The sequence below is a fragment of the Steroidobacter cummioxidans genome, from assembly GCF_003104955.1.
Map to the genome: position 1 here is coordinate 52,692 of NZ_LSRW01000017.1, position 16,672 is coordinate 69,363.

Annotated in this window: 15 protein-coding genes; 4 read left to right on the forward strand and 11 right to left on the reverse strand. The window is 62.4% G+C overall.

Annotated features, from left to right (window positions below; translation table 11 throughout):
• Positions 1 to 181: 181 nt before the first annotated feature.
• From D0550_RS10520 to D0550_RS10535, 4 genes are all read right to left on the reverse strand, one after another.
• Positions 182 to 568 (reverse strand): hypothetical protein, encoded by a 387-nt coding sequence (locus D0550_RS10520; protein WP_153067110.1) that lies wholly within the window; start codon positions 566 to 568, stop codon positions 182 to 184.
• Positions 569 to 588: 20 nt separating this feature from the next.
• Positions 589 to 2,964 (reverse strand): hybrid sensor histidine kinase/response regulator, encoded by a 2,376-nt coding sequence (locus D0550_RS10525; protein WP_116809146.1) that lies wholly within the window; start codon positions 2,962 to 2,964, stop codon positions 589 to 591.
• A complete protein-coding gene (locus D0550_RS10530) occupies positions 2,961 to 3,491 on the reverse strand; it encodes a YfiR family protein (RefSeq protein WP_161965755.1) in 531 nt (176 codons plus the stop codon). The genes D0550_RS10525 and D0550_RS10530 overlap by 4 nt, the downstream gene beginning before the upstream one ends.
• 161 nt (positions 3,492 to 3,652) lie before the next feature.
• Positions 3,653 to 4,240 (reverse strand): alpha-ketoglutarate-dependent dioxygenase AlkB, encoded by a 588-nt coding sequence (locus tag D0550_RS10535; RefSeq protein ID WP_116809148.1) that lies wholly within the window; start codon positions 4,238 to 4,240, stop codon positions 3,653 to 3,655.
• Between the two features lie 150 nt (positions 4,241 to 4,390).
• On the opposite strand from D0550_RS10535, the gene D0550_RS10540 reads away from it, so the two are divergent.
• Both D0550_RS10540 and D0550_RS10545 read left to right on the forward strand, forming a co-directional pair.
• Positions 4,391 to 6,316 (forward strand): APC family permease, encoded by a 1,926-nt coding sequence (locus D0550_RS10540; RefSeq protein ID WP_206606196.1) that lies wholly within the window; start codon positions 4,391 to 4,393, stop codon positions 6,314 to 6,316.
• A 51-nt stretch (positions 6,317 to 6,367) separates the two neighbouring features.
• The gene (locus D0550_RS10545) at positions 6,368 to 7,405 is read left to right on the forward strand and encodes a sigma-54 interaction domain-containing protein (protein ID WP_153067111.1); all 1,038 of its coding nucleotides are present in this window, start codon (positions 6,368 to 6,370) and stop codon (positions 7,403 to 7,405) included.
• A gap of 6 nt (positions 7,406 to 7,411) precedes the next feature.
• Here the strand turns inward: D0550_RS10545 and D0550_RS10550 are convergent, their stop codons facing one another.
• Genes D0550_RS10550 through D0550_RS10580 form a run of 7 tightly spaced genes read right to left on the reverse strand, consistent with a single transcriptional unit; the run spans position 7,412 to position 14,080 of the window.
• Positions 7,412 to 8,302: a glycosyltransferase family protein gene (locus tag D0550_RS10550; RefSeq protein WP_116809151.1), complete on the reverse strand. Its 891-nt coding sequence runs from the start codon at positions 8,300 to 8,302 to the stop codon at positions 7,412 to 7,414.
• Positions 8,303 to 8,308: 6 nt separating this feature from the next.
• Complete coding sequence (locus D0550_RS10555) at positions 8,309 to 9,532, reverse strand: phosphopentomutase (RefSeq protein ID WP_116809152.1); 1,224 nt, start codon at positions 9,530 to 9,532, stop codon at positions 8,309 to 8,311.
• On the reverse strand, positions 9,529 to 10,461 hold the full coding sequence (locus tag D0550_RS10560) for a glycoside hydrolase 5 family protein (protein WP_116809153.1): 933 nt from the start codon (positions 10,459 to 10,461) through the stop codon (positions 9,529 to 9,531). Before D0550_RS10560 ends, D0550_RS10555 begins: the two co-directional genes overlap by 4 nt.
• Positions 10,458 to 11,249, reverse strand: coding sequence for a sugar phosphate nucleotidyltransferase (locus D0550_RS10565; protein ID WP_116809309.1), 792 nt, complete (start codon positions 11,247 to 11,249; stop codon positions 10,458 to 10,460). Before D0550_RS10565 ends, D0550_RS10560 begins: the two co-directional genes overlap by 4 nt.
• Before the next feature lie 2 nt (positions 11,250 to 11,251).
• Positions 11,252 to 12,385, reverse strand: a complete 1,134-nt coding sequence (locus tag D0550_RS10570) for a CgeB family protein (protein ID WP_116809154.1) — start codon at positions 12,383 to 12,385, stop codon at positions 11,252 to 11,254.
• Complete coding sequence (locus D0550_RS10575) at positions 12,382 to 12,981, reverse strand: histidine phosphatase family protein (protein ID WP_116809155.1); 600 nt, start codon at positions 12,979 to 12,981, stop codon at positions 12,382 to 12,384. Before D0550_RS10575 ends, D0550_RS10570 begins: the two co-directional genes overlap by 4 nt.
• Positions 12,929 to 14,080 carry an inositol-3-phosphate synthase gene (locus tag D0550_RS10580; RefSeq protein WP_116809310.1) on the reverse strand — a complete coding sequence of 384 codons (1,152 nt, stop codon included), beginning with the start codon at positions 14,078 to 14,080 and terminating at the stop codon, positions 12,929 to 12,931. Before D0550_RS10580 ends, D0550_RS10575 begins: the two co-directional genes overlap by 53 nt.
• A gap of 383 nt (positions 14,081 to 14,463) precedes the next feature.
• On the opposite strand from D0550_RS10580, the gene D0550_RS10585 reads away from it, so the two are divergent.
• The gene (locus tag D0550_RS10585) at positions 14,464 to 15,570 is read left to right on the forward strand and encodes an NAD-dependent epimerase/dehydratase family protein (protein WP_116809311.1); all 1,107 of its coding nucleotides are present in this window, start codon (positions 14,464 to 14,466) and stop codon (positions 15,568 to 15,570) included.
• Entirely contained in the window at positions 15,567 to 16,670 is a 1,104-nt protein-coding gene (locus tag D0550_RS10590; RefSeq protein ID WP_116809156.1) for an NAD-dependent epimerase/dehydratase family protein, read from the forward strand. The genes D0550_RS10585 and D0550_RS10590 overlap by 4 nt, the downstream gene beginning before the upstream one ends.
• The last annotated feature ends 2 nt before the right edge of the window (positions 16,671 to 16,672 follow it).

The following is a 16,672-nucleotide window of genomic DNA, read 5'->3' on the forward strand; positions in this document are numbered from 1 at the left end:
ACGTCCTGAACCGCAATAGCTCGTCCCATCCAAGGATATTTATTCATTAAATGGGTTGTGCCTCGAATCGCCTGCCGCTGCGTTACAAAGCTTGCCCTTATCGACATAAGGGCTGCGCTTTGCGCCTTGCTGCAGGCGATTGGAGGCACAACGCAGTCCATCAAATGAGTGTTTACAGGCCCTAATAGCCGCGCTGCTCGCAGCACTGCGCGAGCTCTTCGTCGTTGTTGGCCGAGCGGGCGCAAGCGATGCCGACCCGATCGGCCCGCCAGTCGGCCCATTCAGGATCGCCGCTGCCGAACAGATCTTTTAATTCTTTGCCGGCGCCTGCCATGTACGCCTCGGTGCCGCTGCAGTAGCGGGCGATCAAGCCGCCCGCGAGACAGTGCTGTCTCTTATCGGGCAGATTCGCAGGCACCCGTTCCTTCACGACTGTTTGCATACATCCGTAAGAAGACTTCGCGGCACGCGGCGGACGGTTGGGAACGGTCGCGCAGGCGGCGAGGGCGAGCAGCGTCAGCGCGACAATCGTCGCGCGCAATTGCGAGTGGAGCCTGCGGATACTCATGACGCGAGTATCCGTAATCATCAGCGGCCGAGAAAGGCTGCCAGAGTGCTTTTAAGTAGCGCGCGATCGATGGGTTTGGACAAATAGCCATCCATGCCCGCTGCCCGGCATTCCTCGTCCGCGCCTTTCATGGCGTGCGCCGTCAGCGCGATGATGGGAGTGCGCTTGCCGCCGTCCTCGGCCTTGCGAATCGCACGCGTGGCTTCATAGCCATCCAGATCGGGCATCTGACAATCCATCAGAATCAAATCGTACCGGCCCGACTGCCACGCATGGACTGCGGCTCTGCCCGTGTCGACTACATCGACGCGATAGCTGAGCTTTTCGAGCAGTCGTACTGCGACCTTTTGATTCACGATGTTGTCATCGGCGAGCAGGATGTGAGCTTGTTCGGCACCGAGCGTGGCCAGTTGCAGCCGCTCGCCGGTGACGATGGCCTGTGACTGCAGATGCCAGACCTCAGGGTGCTGAGCCAGCACGAGCTGCAAGGTTTTGACCAGATCGCGTTGTGTGACGGGCTTCAGCAAATACCCAGCGAAACCCAGGGACGCGAAGCTGCGGCTGTCTTCGCGCTGACCAGACGACGTCAGCAGGATCAGGCGCGTCAGCTTCAGCGCCGCATCCGCGATGATGCGGCGGCCCAGCTCGGCGCCGTCGCAGTCGGGCATTTGATAGTCGAGCAAAGCGGCGTCGAACGGCCGGCCGTTCCTGTGTGCCTCGCGCATCAATCTGATCGCATCGCTCGCGTTGCTGGCCGCGGCTGGCTCGATGCCACAGATCTGCAGCTGGCTCGTGAGTATCTCGCGATTGGTGGCGCTGTCATCGACGATCAGCACGCGCTTGCCACGGATCGCAGTCGCCAGCAGCGAGAATGCACCGGTCACCGGATGACCATGTTTGAAGCGCGCAGTGAACCAGAAGGTTGAGCCGGAGCCTTCGCGGCTGGTGACTCCGACGTCGCCGCCCATCAGCTCCACCAAGCGGCGCACGATCGACAATCCCAGGCCGGTGCCGCCGAACCTGCGCGTGGTCGACGAATCGACTTGAGTGAAGGGCGAGAACAGCGCCTTGATGCGATCGGGCGGAATGCCGATGCCCGTATCGCGCACCTCGCAGCGAACGAACACGCCTTGCGCATCGCTGGAGAGCACGCTGAGCGCGAGCGAGACTTCACCCTTGTCGGTGAACTTCACGGCGTTGCCGCCCAGATTCAGCAGGATTTGCCGCAGGCGTCCGGCGTCGCCCTGAATGGCGCCGGGCAGATCCGGATCGATCTGCAATGTAACTTCCAGGCCCTTGGCATGGGCTTGCACCGATAGCAGGCGCGCCACGTCTTCGAGCGTATCGCGCAGATCCATGTCCTCGGCTTCCAGCTCGAGCTTGCCGGCCTCGACCTTGGAGAAATCCAGAATGTCGTTGATTACGGTCAGCAGCGCGGCGCCGCTGTCCCTGATGGTTTGCGCGTAATCACGCTGAGTCGGGTTGAGTTGCGTATCGAGCAGCAGATCGGTCATGCCGAGCACGCCGTTCATGGGCGTGCGGATCTCATGACTCATGTTGGCGAGAAACTCGCTCTTCGCTTTGCTGGCTGCGCTGGCGCTGGCTGCAGATTCGGTGGCGCGTCGGGTGGCATCGGCGAGGCGGCTGTTGCTGGTGGCCAGCTCATGCGTGCGGGCCGCAACGCGCTGTTCCAATTCATCCCGCGCGCGCAGCAGTTCGCGGTCGCGAGCTTCGATCTGGCCGAGCATGTCGTTGAACGCGACGATCAACCGGCCGATTTCGTCGTTGTTGTGGACGTGAACCCGCAGGCTGTAGTCGCGCGAGCGAGTGACGCTCTCGGCCGCCCGCGACAGGGCAAGAATCGGCTTGGAGACGAAGCGTTGCATGCCAATCGCCGCGAGGCCGGCGAAGCCCAGTGCGCCGGCGATCACCAGCGTCAGCAGCATGATGCGCTGGTGGATGCCTTCGTTCAGCTCATCCCGCTTGGCCCACAGGTGCACCGAGCCGATGGTGCCGTCGAGCACGATGTCGGTCTGCACATGCACGAACCGATCGGGTTCGGCAGCCGTAGCGAGATCACCGCCATAACGAGCCAGCACGTCGCCGTTCGCATCACGAATTTCCGCCGCGACGATCGCCGAATCGGCGCTCAACGCGGATAGCGACCGAGCTGCTGCTTCATGATCCTCGAACGCCACCGCTGCAGCGCTGTCACGCGCAGTGATTTTCGCTTGCGTATGCAGGCGGCGCGACATCTCGAGCTGATCGGCACGATAGTCGGCGATGGTCAGCACCAGGCCGGCCAGCAGCAGCGCCATGCCGCTGACCAGGATCGCGAGCATGGTGAGCTTGCCGCCGATCGGCAGCCGTTCGAACCACTGCTTCATCGCGTTCATTTCGGCCCCCGCTGCACGTCGGCGGCCAGTTTCAACAGATCGGAGCTGATACGCAGTCCGGCTCGATGCGCGCTGCGCGCGTTGATGACGAAGCGTAGCCGGTGATTCTCGGTGAACAGCCCGATCATTCCGCCCCAGGCAGTGAAGTTCGCCGCGTCGCTGATGGTCAGCAGCGGCAACTCGGGAGCGAGCGGGTAACTGGCGGCCAGCGACGCCTCGATGTACAGCGCGTTGCAGCTATCGGTCGAGGCGGTCTCGGCGAGTTTCAATGCTGCCAGGGAGCGCGCACCGACGCGCTTGTTCGCGATGCGGCTATTCAGCGCGGCGTACACGCCATCGCCACCGACGAAGCAGATCGTCAGTGGAGTGTCGCTCCGGGCAGCCGGCCATTCGACGAATTTCACGAAGTTGAGCACGTAGGCGGCTTTGAATTGATCTTCCCGCCGCGTCACTGCCTCGGCATGCGCGCTCGTGGTCGCAACCGTGAGCGCTGCGAGGACTGGGCCGATGTGCGCAAGGCAATTCATGTCGATCGAAACTGTGGGCGTTGGTTCGTGCGTCGCTGGCGCACTCAATGCTGCGCATTGTGCGTGAGTCATCGGCGGCATGCGCGCAACGGAGTGCTACCGGGCTCTCAATTTTCGGCATTTGCGAGGAGCCAGCGGTGCCACTTAAGGAGAAGTCTTAGTCAGGTTTTGCGCCGAAGCTGTTCGCTGGCCGTGCGGAACGTGATCGAATAGCGCAGCTCTTTGGTCGGCGGCACGTGATGCTGCCAGCCCCAACGGGCTTGATCCCGCAGGATGTATGCCGAGCGAGGCGCGAGCTGCAGCGCGAACACCTGCTTTTTCTTTTCCGCAGACCACGGATACGGACGGAAGCGCAGCCGGGCAGTGCCGGCAAGCGAGCAGCCGACGACCACTTCGTAGTCCGGCACATCTCGATGCCAGCCCAACGGGGTGCCCGGCTGGTATTCCGCAATCAAGGCTTGCACGAAATCTTCCGGTCGCACCCCGACCCACTCGGCAGCGCGCGTGCGTAAAGGGGTCAGGAATTCAGGAATGGCGGGCGCCGGCTGCGACCGCAGATGAGTGAAGTCATAAGAGAACCCGAAGTTCACAGTCCGTCGTCGCGCGGTGTATTGCCGATACTGCGATTCCTGCAACGACAGCCGTTGAATCTCCGACAACAGCCGCTGCTCTTCCTCGGGGGTGATGAAGTCTTCCCGATAGATCAGCCCTGGCGGCAACGCTGGTGGGAAGATCTCGGCTTGCTTCATCCCTGCATAGTGGGGATGGCGGCGAGAAAATAAACCACAGCAGCAGGACGCCTGTGCCGTGCGCCGCCCGGAACTCTCACTTTGCGCTTCGCCTTAGTGGGTGTGTCGTTACGTAGCCTGATCCTCGGACGTCGATTGGCGAATCGCGAGATGCGCGAACGCAGGATCGGTGCGTTCGAGGGCGTGCCGTCGATGGGACTCGACGGGCTCGGCTCATCGTCCTATGGGCCGGAAGCTGCGCTCTCAGTGTTGATTCCGCTCGGTGCGGCGAGCCTGAGTTACATCGGCTGGGTCATGGCGCCGATCGTCGGCTTGCTGGCGATTCTGTTCGCATCCTACTGGCAGACCATCCGCGCCTATCCACACAACGGCGGCGCCTACATCGTCGCCAAAGCAAATCTTGGTGCGAACGCGAGCCTGCTCGCGGCCGCCGCGCTGATGATCGACTACGTGCTCAACGTCGCGGTGGGAATTTCAGCGGGCGTCGGCGCGCTGATATCGGCAGTTCCAGCGCTACACGAATACATGCTGCCGCTGTGTCTGCTGATCCTTGCGTTCATCACCGTCATGAATCTGCGAGGCACGATCGATGCCGGACGGGTTTTCGCCGTGCCGACTTATACTTTCGTCATCAGCTTCGTCATCATCATTGGCGTCGGTGTCTGGAAAGTGTTGATTGGCGGCAGTCCTGCTGCCGTGGTGACGCCACCGCCGTTGCCGAAAACGGTCGAAGCAGTCAGCGTGTGGTTGTTGCTGCGAGCCTTTGCCGCCGGCTGTACAGCGATGACGGGGGTGGAGGCGGTGAGCAATGGCATGACCGCGTTTCGCGATCCGACAGTGAAATACGGTCATCGGACGCTCACAGCGATCGTCGGCGTCCTCGGTCTGCTGTTGGTCGGAATCGCGTACCTTGCGACAGCCTATCGAATCGGCGCGATGGATCAGGCTCAGGCAGGCTATCGCAGCGTGCTTTCGCAACTCGCGAGCGCCGTCGTCGGCAACGGTCCGCTGTATTACGTGGCAATCGGCTCGTTGCTCTGTGTGCTGGCGCTCTCGGCAAATACCAGCTTCGTGGACTTCCCACGTCTGTGTCACGTCGTAGCCGAGGATGGTTATTTGCCACGGCCGTTCGCAGTGGCGGGTCGCCGGTTGGTGTTTTCCGTGGGCATTCTGTATCTCGCCGTAACCGCCGGCGGATTGCTGATCGTGTTTGGCGGAATCACCGATCACCTGATTCCGCTGTTCGCCGTCGGCGCATTCATGACTTTCACCCTGTCACAGAGCGGCATGGTGATTCACTGGTTGCGTTTGTTGCGTAAACCCTCGGCGGGACGGACCAGGCGCAGTCAACAGATGCACCTCGCGATCAATGCCGTGGGCGCAGCGACCACGGGGACCGCACTCGTCGTCATTGTGGCGGCGAAATTCCTCGGCGGTGCATGGATCACGGTGCTGATCATTCCGGCCGTCATCCTGTTGCTCAAATCGATCCGCCGTTACTACGACGAGGTAGCGTCGCGCGCTCACCAGCCATCGCCGTTGCAAGTTGCCAACGTCGCGCCACCGGTCGTGCTGGTGGCCATCGACGATTGGAATTCGCCGGCGGAAAAAGCTGTCGCGCTGGCATTGAGCTTGTCTCCGCAGGTGATCGGTATTCATCTGGCGCACCTGGAAGGGCCGGATTCGGAGCAGCGACACAACGATTTGCGCGAGCAATGGCAGCGGAATGTGGTCGACCCTTGTCATGCCGTCGGACGCGAACCACCGGTGTTATGCATTTTGCAGGCGCAATACCGCACCATTCACCGGCCGATCCTGAGATTGTCACGTGAGTTGCAAGTGACACATCCGGGACGGGCTATCGCCGTGCTGATTCCCGAGTTGATAAAGCAGCACTGGTATCAGCGTCTGTTACACACGCAACGGGCCAGGCATTTGCGACGCCAGCTGCTGGAACATGGCGGCTCGCTACTCACTGTCATCGATATGCCCTGGTATCTGGACGAGGCGCAGGTGCGGGAACCACGCCAGCTTGGCGCGTCTTATGTGAGTACGGAGCGTGGCAACACGGGATAGTTGGCCGCGCATTCGCGAAAGCGAACATCGCCGAACCCATCTGGAGCAGATGTGAGAATCAGTCCTTCCGCTGCTGATTGCTGGACGGGGCCTCGGCCCGCCAACGCGGCGCGCGAAGCGAGCGACGAACTTCCCCAGCCGGGTGGGTTGGGGCGCCTGCTCGGCGAATGCACGCTGATGACGGATTTGTTTCATCGCTTGCAGCGGGTCGCACCCACGGCGGTCAGCGTCCTGCTCACCGGCGAGAGTGGCACGGGCAAGGAGCTGGTCGCCGAGACCATCCATTCCTTGAGTGCCGGTCGCGATGAGCCGTTCGTTGCCGTGAACTGCGGGGCAATCCCCGCGACATTGGTGGAGGCCGAGCTATTCGGTTATGAGCGCGGCAGTTTCACCGGTGCGGTCCGCTCACAGGCTGGCTACTTCGAGCGCGCCGGCCGCGGTACGTTATTTCTCGATGAAGCTGGCGAAATGCCGCTCGAAATGCAAGTGAAGCTGCTGCGGGCCCTGGAGACGCGACGTTTCTGTCGCGTCGGCGGCGATCGCGACATTCCACTGCACGCCAGAGTGATCGCGGCGACCAATCGGCCGCTCGCGGATGCGCTGGCCGAGAACAAGTTTCGCGCCGATCTGTTGTATCGACTCGCGGTGTTTCATCTGCACATTCCGCCGTTGCGGCGGCGTGGCGAGGATGTGTATCTGCTGGCGAAGAGTTTTCTCGATCGGCTGAACCAGGCCGAAGGCTCGAACAAGGAATTTTCGGTGGATTCGGTGCGCTATCTGCAGGAGCACAGCTGGCCGGGGAACGTTCGCGAGCTGCACAACACGATGCAGCGGGCTTTCATTCTCGCCGACGACGAAGTCGATCTGCGAGGCGCGTCGGAGTACGGAGCCGAGATCGCGGAGCCCGGTGTGATCGCGGATTCCGAAGTGACTTTCCGGCAGGGCATGTCGCTGTCCGCTGTCGAGCGCGTGGTTATCAAGGAAACATTGCGCCGCTGCTCGGGAAACAAGACCCGGACTGCGGCTGTGCTCGGCATCAGCGTCAAGACCCTTTATAACAAGCTCAACGAATATCGAGCGCTCGACTGAACGGGCTCAGTGCACCCGGTGCGCGAGCTCGTCATGCACCTGTTCGATGACCGTGCTCCAGTCGCCCGCCATGGGCTGACGAAACAGTCGCATCGTGGGATACCACGGCGTGTCGTCGCGGCCGAGCATCCAGCGCCAGTCGGCATCGTGGGGCAGGAGCAGCCAGACTGGCAGCCCGAGCGCGCCAGCAAGATGTGCCGTCATCGTGTCCACGGTGATGATCAGGTCGAGCAACTGCATGCGAGCCGCCATTTCCGCGATATCGAGGGAAGCGATCGGGGCGGCGGGTAGCGAACAGGTCGCGGGCGGAAACTGCAGACTGAACCAGCGTATGTCGCTCAGTTTCCCCCAGTAGCGCAGTTCGGCCGTACTCAGCGATCGTTTGGGATCCCATTCGCCAGCCGACCAGCACACACCGATCCGCCGCCGCCGCGAGGCCGCTGCCCGGATCGCCGAGGCAGGCACATAGATATAGGGCATGGGGCCGGGCAGCTCGTCCACGGCCAGCCGCAATGCATGCGGCAGTTCCATGATCTCTATGTCGACGTCGTAGTCCAGGCCCGGATTGCCCTCGTGCAGCGGCAGGATGCGATCGACGCCATGCACTGTTTGCAGCAGTTTGATCAGTGCGGGCTGCACCCATAGTGTGATTTCAGCAGCCCGCAAGCGGGGATGCGCGAGCAGTCGCACGAACTGCAATGTATCGCCCAAGCCGTGATAGCAGCGGACGAATATCCGCCGGCCGGTCAGTGGCTCGCCGTTCCAGACGAATTGCTCATGTCGGGGCAGGTGCGTGCAAATATCGCCACGACCGATGCGCTCGTGCAGAACGTGGTCGCTGATGGCCCAGGCGGAGCCAAAATCGCCTCGGCGCATGGCTTCGGTCCATGGATCCATGGCGGGCTACCATATAAATGAATGGCCACGGCCGCCTGCAGGCAGCGCCAGGTGCCGAGCGACCGTCGCGCCCATGTCCGCAAAGCTGGCGCGCTGGCCGAGCGATCGAGGTTGCGAAAGACCCGGGCCGAAGGCGAGCACCGGGACGCATTCGCGGGTGTGATCCGAACCGGTCCAGGTCGGATCGCAGCCATGATCGCCGGTAATGATGGCGAGATCGCCCGCGTCGAGCTGCTGCAGGAACTCGGGCAGGCGCGCATCGAAAGTTTCCAATGCAGCTGCATATCCCGGCACGTCGCGGCGGTGGCCGTACAGCGTGTCGAAATCCACGAGGTTCACGAACATCAGTCCCCCCTGGCCAAGCTGGCTCATCGCATCGAGGGCCTGATCGAACACTGCGTCGTTGTCCTTGCCGTGCAACTCGCGGCCGGTCGCAGTGTGGCAGAACAGGTCGCCGATCTTGCCGACTGAGATCACCTCGCGTTCGTCATCTCGAGCGCGGCTCAACAGCGTGGGGAAGGGAGGAGGCACTCCGTAGTCGCGACGATTCGACGTTCGCCGATAGCCACGCTCGGTGGTCACGAAGGGGCGGGCGATCACTCTACCGACGCGCATCTCGTCGAGCAGTGCGCGAGCAATCTCACATGTTCTGTACAGGCGCTCCAGGCCGAAGTGCTGCTCGTGAGCTGCGATTTGGAAGACGCTGTCCGCGGAGGTGTAGCAGATGGGCTTGCCCGTGCGCAGATGCTCGTCGCCGAGCTCGGCAATGATTTGCGTGCCCGACGCATGTTTGTTACCGAGCACGCCATCGAAGCCGCCACGCTCGCACAGCGCGGCGATCAATGGCTGCGGAAAGCACGGCTCCCGGCGAGGAAAATAGGTCCATTCGAAATCGACGGGACTGCCCGCGATCTCCCAATGGCCGGACTGCGAGTCCTTGCCGGTCGAAACTTCGGCCGCTGCGCCGGCATGCCCCTGTCGCCAGCAGGATATTTCCAGCCCCGAGGGCGCCGTCCCCGTGGCCACATGACAACACTCGCCGAGGCCGAGCGCAGCGAGATTGGGCACGTGCAAGGCGCGCCGACGGACACCGCTACGATCCGCATCGCCCTCGGCACAGCGTTTTGCGATGTGACCCAATGTGTCAGCGCCGACATCGCCATAACGGTCGGCATCCGGGGCGCCACCGACACCGAGTGAATCGAGCACGATGATGAACGCGCGTTTCATGCCACTGCCACTGCGTTGGTTATGGGCGTATCGCTCGCTGTCGAAGGTGCGTAGCGCTCGATCATCGACGCGCAGAATTCGGCGAATCGCTCCGGCTCGCGCGGCGCGCTGGTGTGATGAGGCATGATGCCCAGGTGCTCGGGCGTGAAGCAGAACGTCACGGTGACATCGAAGTCTCGTAACGCCTCCATCTGCCGATCGAACCAGGCGAGTGCATTCGGCCGGAAGCTGTCGGCCCAGGACAAGCCGGTGCGCAGATGGCGCACGCCCAGGCGTTTCAGCCAGACCACTGCGTCATCGAGCCTGTGGTCCTCGAAATGAAACCACTGACAGATGCCCATCGCCGGCGTGTGCTGTCCGAACCGTTCCAGCGACAGCTTGGGCGTGCCATCCTCACGCAGCAGGCCCATATAGAAATGTCTGTAATAGGAGGAGCCCTCGGCTTCGCGATGCCGCGTGGTCGCAGGCCAGGCTCGCGGCAAATCGTAAAGACTGTACCAGTGAATGCGCGGCGCCTTGCCGTGAAGCAATGAGGCCGTTCGATCCACGCCCCAGGCTTGCACCTCCTCGGCACCGAAGCTCGAAACGCCGACCTCCGTGACCCAGACAGGCAGGTGCGTTGCCGCTCGAATCTCTGCAATCTTCTGCGGCCACTCATCGATGCACCAAAGATTCCAGTCGAGCGGAAAACCGTGCACTGCCACCACATCGACCTGGTCGAGCGCGCCGCGCCCGGCGAGATTGTGCAGAAAGCACGGATCGATCGGCGACATGCCGCCCAGCACGCGGGGCAAGCGAGCGTTGGCGGATTGAATTGCCTGACCGGCGAGCCATGCCATCTGCGCGAAGCGAGCCCAACCCGGATCGACGTCCGGATCCCAGTGCGACTTGTTGTTGGGCTCGTTCCAGATCATGGCGGCTTCGATCATGTCCGCACCTCGATACGAGCGGACTCAGGTGCGGCCGAAGCCGGCATTGCGTCGCAGCCCGGCGATGTCTCGCTCAGCATCAGCATGGCAGCCCGATAGCCCTGCAACGTGCCGACATCGACGTAGGCCTCGCCAGCCTTGATGCCGAGTGCCTCTCCGCCATTCGCCAGATAGGCATTGATCAATGTGCCGAAGTATTCGTCACGCTCGTTACGCTGCTGCCATAGGTGATGCAGCTCGTGCAGAACCACGCCGGGCATCTTGAATGCGCCCCAGATCCAGTGCGTGCCCGGATCGGGTTGCTTGACCCGGATCTCGGTCACGTGCAATTGATCGTCGGCCAGCATCACCGCGTCGAATTGTTCCGGACGTTGCACCGGAAACAGCAGGAACGACAACTTGTCGGCAGGCAATGCGGCCAGGCCGTGATCTGGAAACCAAACGGTGTCCGGCAATCCGATAGCGACGGTATCGCTCGGCGCGATCAGGGCACGCGCGCGAAACACAGCGTCGCATAGCCCGGCAGGCTGGGGTTGCACGACGTAGGCGAGATCGGCGCCCCCAAATTGGCCGCCGAAGTACTCGAGAATGTCGGACTTGCCTGCGCCAATGACAAAACAAATCTTGTCGGCACCGCCGCGAATCATTCGCTCCAGCAAGTACTCGCTGACAGCACACGGACGCTGCGTGTCATTCAGCGTGCGCGACCCAACGGGTAGCAGCTCCTTCGAGAAAGCCAGCGGTTGGATGCGACTGCCACGACCCGCGGCAGGAACGATGCCCCACATGGTCATGGCCTCGCGTCGAAACTCGATAGGGGAGACTGCAGTATGCGAGCTCGCGATGGTGACCGAAGCTCCTCCAGGTAACCGATCAGCTGCTTGGCTCGATGCAGGCTGGTGTGCTCGTCCAAAGTGCGCTCGCGCGCGGCGCGCCCGATTGCCCGTAGCTCCGCGTCGCTCATGTTCAGGGCGGCCAACGTTTCGGCGCTGGTGCGCGCGACCAGAATCTGTTCGCCCGGTGCGTAGAACTCGTCCAGACCGCACCATTCGTCCGAAAGCACTGCCGCCCCGCATGCCGCGGCCTCGAACAGTCGCCCCGATGGACACCAGCCCATACGAGCCATCGGCTCGCGTGTGACATTCAATGTCAGGCGCGACGATGAAAAGAATGCGGCATGCTCCTGCGGCGGCAGGTGATAAACAAAGTAGACGTTGTCGCTCCAGGGAAAGTGATCCGGATACTGCGCACCGCCGATCAGGAATTTCTCGCGAGGACGCAGCCGGGCCGGCGCAACGAACAGCTCTTCGAGCGTCGCCTGTCGATCCGCGGAGTAGGTGCCTAGCCACGACAGCACGGCGCGATAGCGGTCTACCGGAGCAATCGATAGATGAACGTCCGGATCCACATGGCCATACAACGTACGAACCCGGCGCGCGGACAGGTCGCTTCGCAATGCGTCGAGCGCGGCGCCACCGGTGTAGCTGAGCACCAGATCGAAATCGGCGAGACCGCGCCAAGGCAGGTATGACACCTGCTTGCCCGAGCGCAACGCATCCAGCGTGACCGGCGTGTCCAGGTCGTAGAACACTGCTAGTGGGTCTTGGGCATCGAGGATGGCATCGGTCGCAGCTTGCGCGTCGAAACAGTACGACGAGACGATCGCGGTATCGCAGTCGGCCAGCTCACGACGTGCGTCCGCTTCGACACTGGCCCAGTCCGAGTACAACACCAGCTTGCTGTCACCCAGCGAGGGTGGCAGCGACGGCCAATCGCGACTGCTGGCGTAGTAGGGCATGTCGCGTTCGAAGAAGACGACCTCGTGTCCGAGGCGTGCCAATGCCTTGCACAGGCCCCGCCACAATGTGGCGTGGCCGTTGCCCCAGGAAGAGCTGATGGTCAAACCGAAGATGACGATTCTCATAACGGTGCCCGATGGTTGATGCCGTCGATGCGCGGACCCCGGTCGCTCAGACTCACGCGACTGACGGAAGCAGGGCTGATGGCCAGTCGTCGATAGGCATCTGCCGGCGCTTGCAGCCAATGCAGGAGCGCAGCGCGAATGACCTCCCCGTGCGTCACCAGGATCATTGGCCGGCCGGGAAAGGCCTCGCGCAGCTGATGCAGATGGTGCAGCACTCGTTCCTGCACGTCTGCGATTCGCTCGCCTGCTGGGGTCGCAGCGGTGTCGCGCTGCTCGTTCCAGCGACGCCAGGCTGGATCCTGGTCGAGCTCGCTGAATGTTTGCCCCGACCAGTGGCCAAAGTCCAGTTCGTCAATGTCGCAAGCGGTGACGAACTCGCACTGACTGCGTGCCGCGATGGCTGCCGCGGTTTGTTGCGCGCGGCGTCGCGGGCTGGCCACGAGCAATATTTCCTGCGGAGGTGCGAGCATGCAGGTCATTGCTTCGGCTTCCCGAAGGCCGAGGGCGGCGAGCGGTGCGTCGACCGTGCGTCCCAGCAACATCTCATCCATGTGCTCGCACGTGGCGTGGCGCACGAGCACGAGCTCGTTGGTCATGAGTTTGATCCTGAGGCTGGTCCTGAGTGGCTTTGCCTGCGATGAAGTCGAGCGTCAGCTGGCGTGCGACGTGATCCGTGAACTGCTGCGGCGGTGACTTCATGAAATAACTCGAAGGCCCCGTCAGTGCGCCGCCGACGCCGCGATCGAGCGCGAGCTGCGCGCAGCGTACAGCGTCGATCACGACACCCGCCGAGTTCGGTGAGTCCCATACTTCCAGCTTCAGCTCGATGTTCAGCGGCGAGCCGCCAAACGACGTGCCTTCCATGCGGATGTAGGCCCACTTCCGATCGCTCAGCCACTCGACGTGGTCGCTCGGGCCGACGTGAATATTGGCGGGCGCTACGTCGATCTGACTGGCGACCGAACGGGTCTTGGAGAGCTTCTTCGACGCCAGCCGCTGCCGCTCCAGCATGTTCTTGAAATCGGCATTGCCGCCGAAGTTGAGCTGATACGTATGATCCAGGCGCACGCCGCGCTCGCGAAACAAAGTGGCGAGCGCACGATGCACTATAGTTGCACCGACCTGGCTCTTGATGTCATCGCCCAGCAGCGGCAGCCGGGCCACTTCGAAACGACGTCGCCAGTCGGCATCCGAAGCTATGAACACCGGAATGCAGTTGACGAACGCACACCCCGCTTCGAGAGCGCGCAGTGCGTACCATTCCGTCGCAAGCTGCGAGCCCACTGGAAGATAGGAGACGAGGATCTGCGTACCGCTATCCCGCAGAACCTTTACAACGTCGGCTTCGGGGGCGTCCGACTCGATCAAGTCGTCTTCCAGGTACATGCCGATGCCATCGAGCGTGCGGCCGCGTGCGACCTTGACGTCCAGCGGCGGGATTGGCGCGAACACTCGTGTGTTGTTGGGCGCCGCGAGCAGCGCATCCGACAGATCTTTGCCGACCTTGGGCGCAGTGATGTCGAATGCTGCAGTGATTCGGATGTCACCGACGTGATACGGACCTACTCTGGCGTGCATCAAGCCCGGGATGTCCGCATCGTCGTCGACATCGCGGTAGTAGTGCAGGCCCTGCACGAAAGAAGATGCGCAATTGCCGGCGCCGACGATGCCAACATTCACTGTCTCTGCGTTCAATGCCGTCTCCCGCGAAGTGGGCCGGTCGCTATCGGTGACCGCGTACCAGACTGATGCACGAACCATGCAAGGTACAAACCCTCCGGTGCGCGTGCGAATGGCGCGTCACTACCCGCAGCGAAGTGTGTAAGCGCTCCGTAGCTCGGTAACTTTTTTTCCCGGTCGGTTGCGCGTGAGTGGTTCGTTCCCTGCTTTCGCGCTGCCTGCAGCATGTCGACAAGGCGGGCACGCTTGTTGCTACTTACCTTGCAGATCGGCTCAGCACTGGTGAGCCAGCACTGACAGGCATCGCGGAGACCCTAGTGGGCAAGCTTGGGACATCGGATAAAACCATCCAGTTCTCCGGGCACGACGGCAATGGCAGCGGTTCCAGGGATTCGCTCGTGCTGGTGACTGGCGGGGCGGGTTTCATTGGCTCGCATGTGGCGAATCTGCTCGCGGAAAGTGGCTCGCGCGTGCGCGTGATTGACGCGCTCGAAGCGCAGGTGCACGGCACGGCGCCGGGATTTCCATCCCATTTGCATGCAGATGTCGAGCGCGTCGAAGGTGATATTCGCAATCCGGATGCTTTGTCGACGGCGTTACAGGGGGTCACGCACGTATGTCATCTCGCTGCCGCGGTCGGCGTCGGTCAGAGCATGTATGAGATCGAGCATTACGTCGATGTGAACAACCGTGGCACCGCTTTGTTGCTGGAGGCGTTGATGGAGCGTCCGATTCGGCGATTGGTGGTTGCCTCGAGCATGAGTGTGTATGGCGAAGGGTTGTATCGGCAACCAGGCGGTAACGGCGCAGCGTGCTGCGAGCCGCCGCTGCGATCGCGTGAGCAGCTCAGTGAGGGCCGCTGGGAGATCGAGACCAGCCACGGCAGGCTCGAGCCGGTCGCAACTCCGGAAAGCAAGCACGTCGCGCCGGCCTCCGTGTACGCGTTGTCGAAGTACGATCAGGAGCAAATGTGCCTGATGTTCGGATTCGCCTACGCAGTGCCAACCGTGGCGCTGCGCTTTTTCAACGCCTATGGGCCGCACCAGTCGCTGTCGAATCCTTACACCGGCGTGCTGGCGATCTTCGCGTCGCGCTGTCTCAACAGCAATTCGCCGTTGATCTTCGAGGACGGCATGCAACGACGCGACTTCATCAGCGTTCGGGATGTCGCTCGCGCATGCCAGCTGGCACTCACGACAGCGGCGGTCGGCCAGACTTTCAACATCGGGTCGGGCGAGCCGCGCACCGTGTTGGAGGTCGCCAACGGCGTCATCGACGCGGTGAACGCACCGGTCGAGCCACTGGTCACGGGTAAATATCGGATTGGCGACATCCGGCACTGCTTCGCGGATATCTCGAAGGCACAGCGACTGCTGGGGTACCAGCCGCAAGTGAAATTCCAGGAGGGCCTGGTCGAGCTGGCCGAGTGGCTCGCGAGCACGTCGGCAAATGACAACTTCATGCGCGCCAGCGCCGAGCTCGATCGCAGAGGGCTGACCCTGTGACCGCGGCGGCCAGCAGCGGGCGACATTGCAGCGTCCTGATCACCGGTGGCGCCGGATTCGTCGGCGTCAATCTCGCGGCACATTTGCTGGCGAACGGTGAGCGCGTCCGCGTCCTTGATTCGCTGGTGCGGGCCGGCAGCGAACGAAACATCGAATGGTTGCGACGAAGTCACCCGCAGCAGGTCGACTTTGTCGAGGCAGATGTCAGAAGTCCGCAAGCCGTGGCTGCAGCAATGAACGGTATCGAGCACGTGGTGCACCTCGCCGCCCAGGTGGCTGTCACCAGCAGCCTCGTCGATCCGGCATTCGACTTCGACGTCAATGCATTCGGCACGATGAATGTGCTGGAAGCGGCACGACGGGCCACGCACGCGCCGTCCCTGATCTTCACGTCGACCAACAAAGTGTATGGCGGGCTGGACGATTTGCGAGTTCGATCCGAAGGGCGACGTTATATGCCTACGGGCCCGCGTGTGCGCTCACATGGCATCGATGAATCGCGCAGTCTGGATTTTCACAGCCCGTACGGCTGCTCGAAGGGGGCCGCCGAGCAATACGTGCTGGATTATTCACGCAGCTTCGGCTTGCGCACGGCAGTGTTTCGCATGAGCTGCATCTACGGGCCGCATCAGCATGGCAACGAGGACCAGGGTTGGGTGGCCCACATGCTGCGCGCCGCTCTGGCGGGCGAGCCCATCACGATCTATGGCGATGGCAAGCAGGTGCGCGACGTGCTGTTCGTCGACGATCTGGTGAATGCGTTGAGCCGCGCCCGACGCGATATCGATCGCTTGTCCGGACGCGCATTCAACATCGGGGGTGGGCCAGCCAACACCGTCAGCCTGCTGGAACTGATTGAGCAGTTGGAGCAGTTGCTGGCACGACGCGTCGAGCTGAGCTTCGCTAGCTGGCGAGTCGGTGACCAACGCTACTACGTGTCCGACACGAGTCGGTTCCAGACGGCGACGGGTTGGCTGCCGCGCACGACAGTGGCCGAAGGAGTAGAGGCTTTGTACGAATGGTTGACCTCTTCTGAGCTGCATCCTGCGCAGCGGCGGCCGGCGGCGATGCGCGTGCAGGAATTGGGCGCATCGGGGTAAGC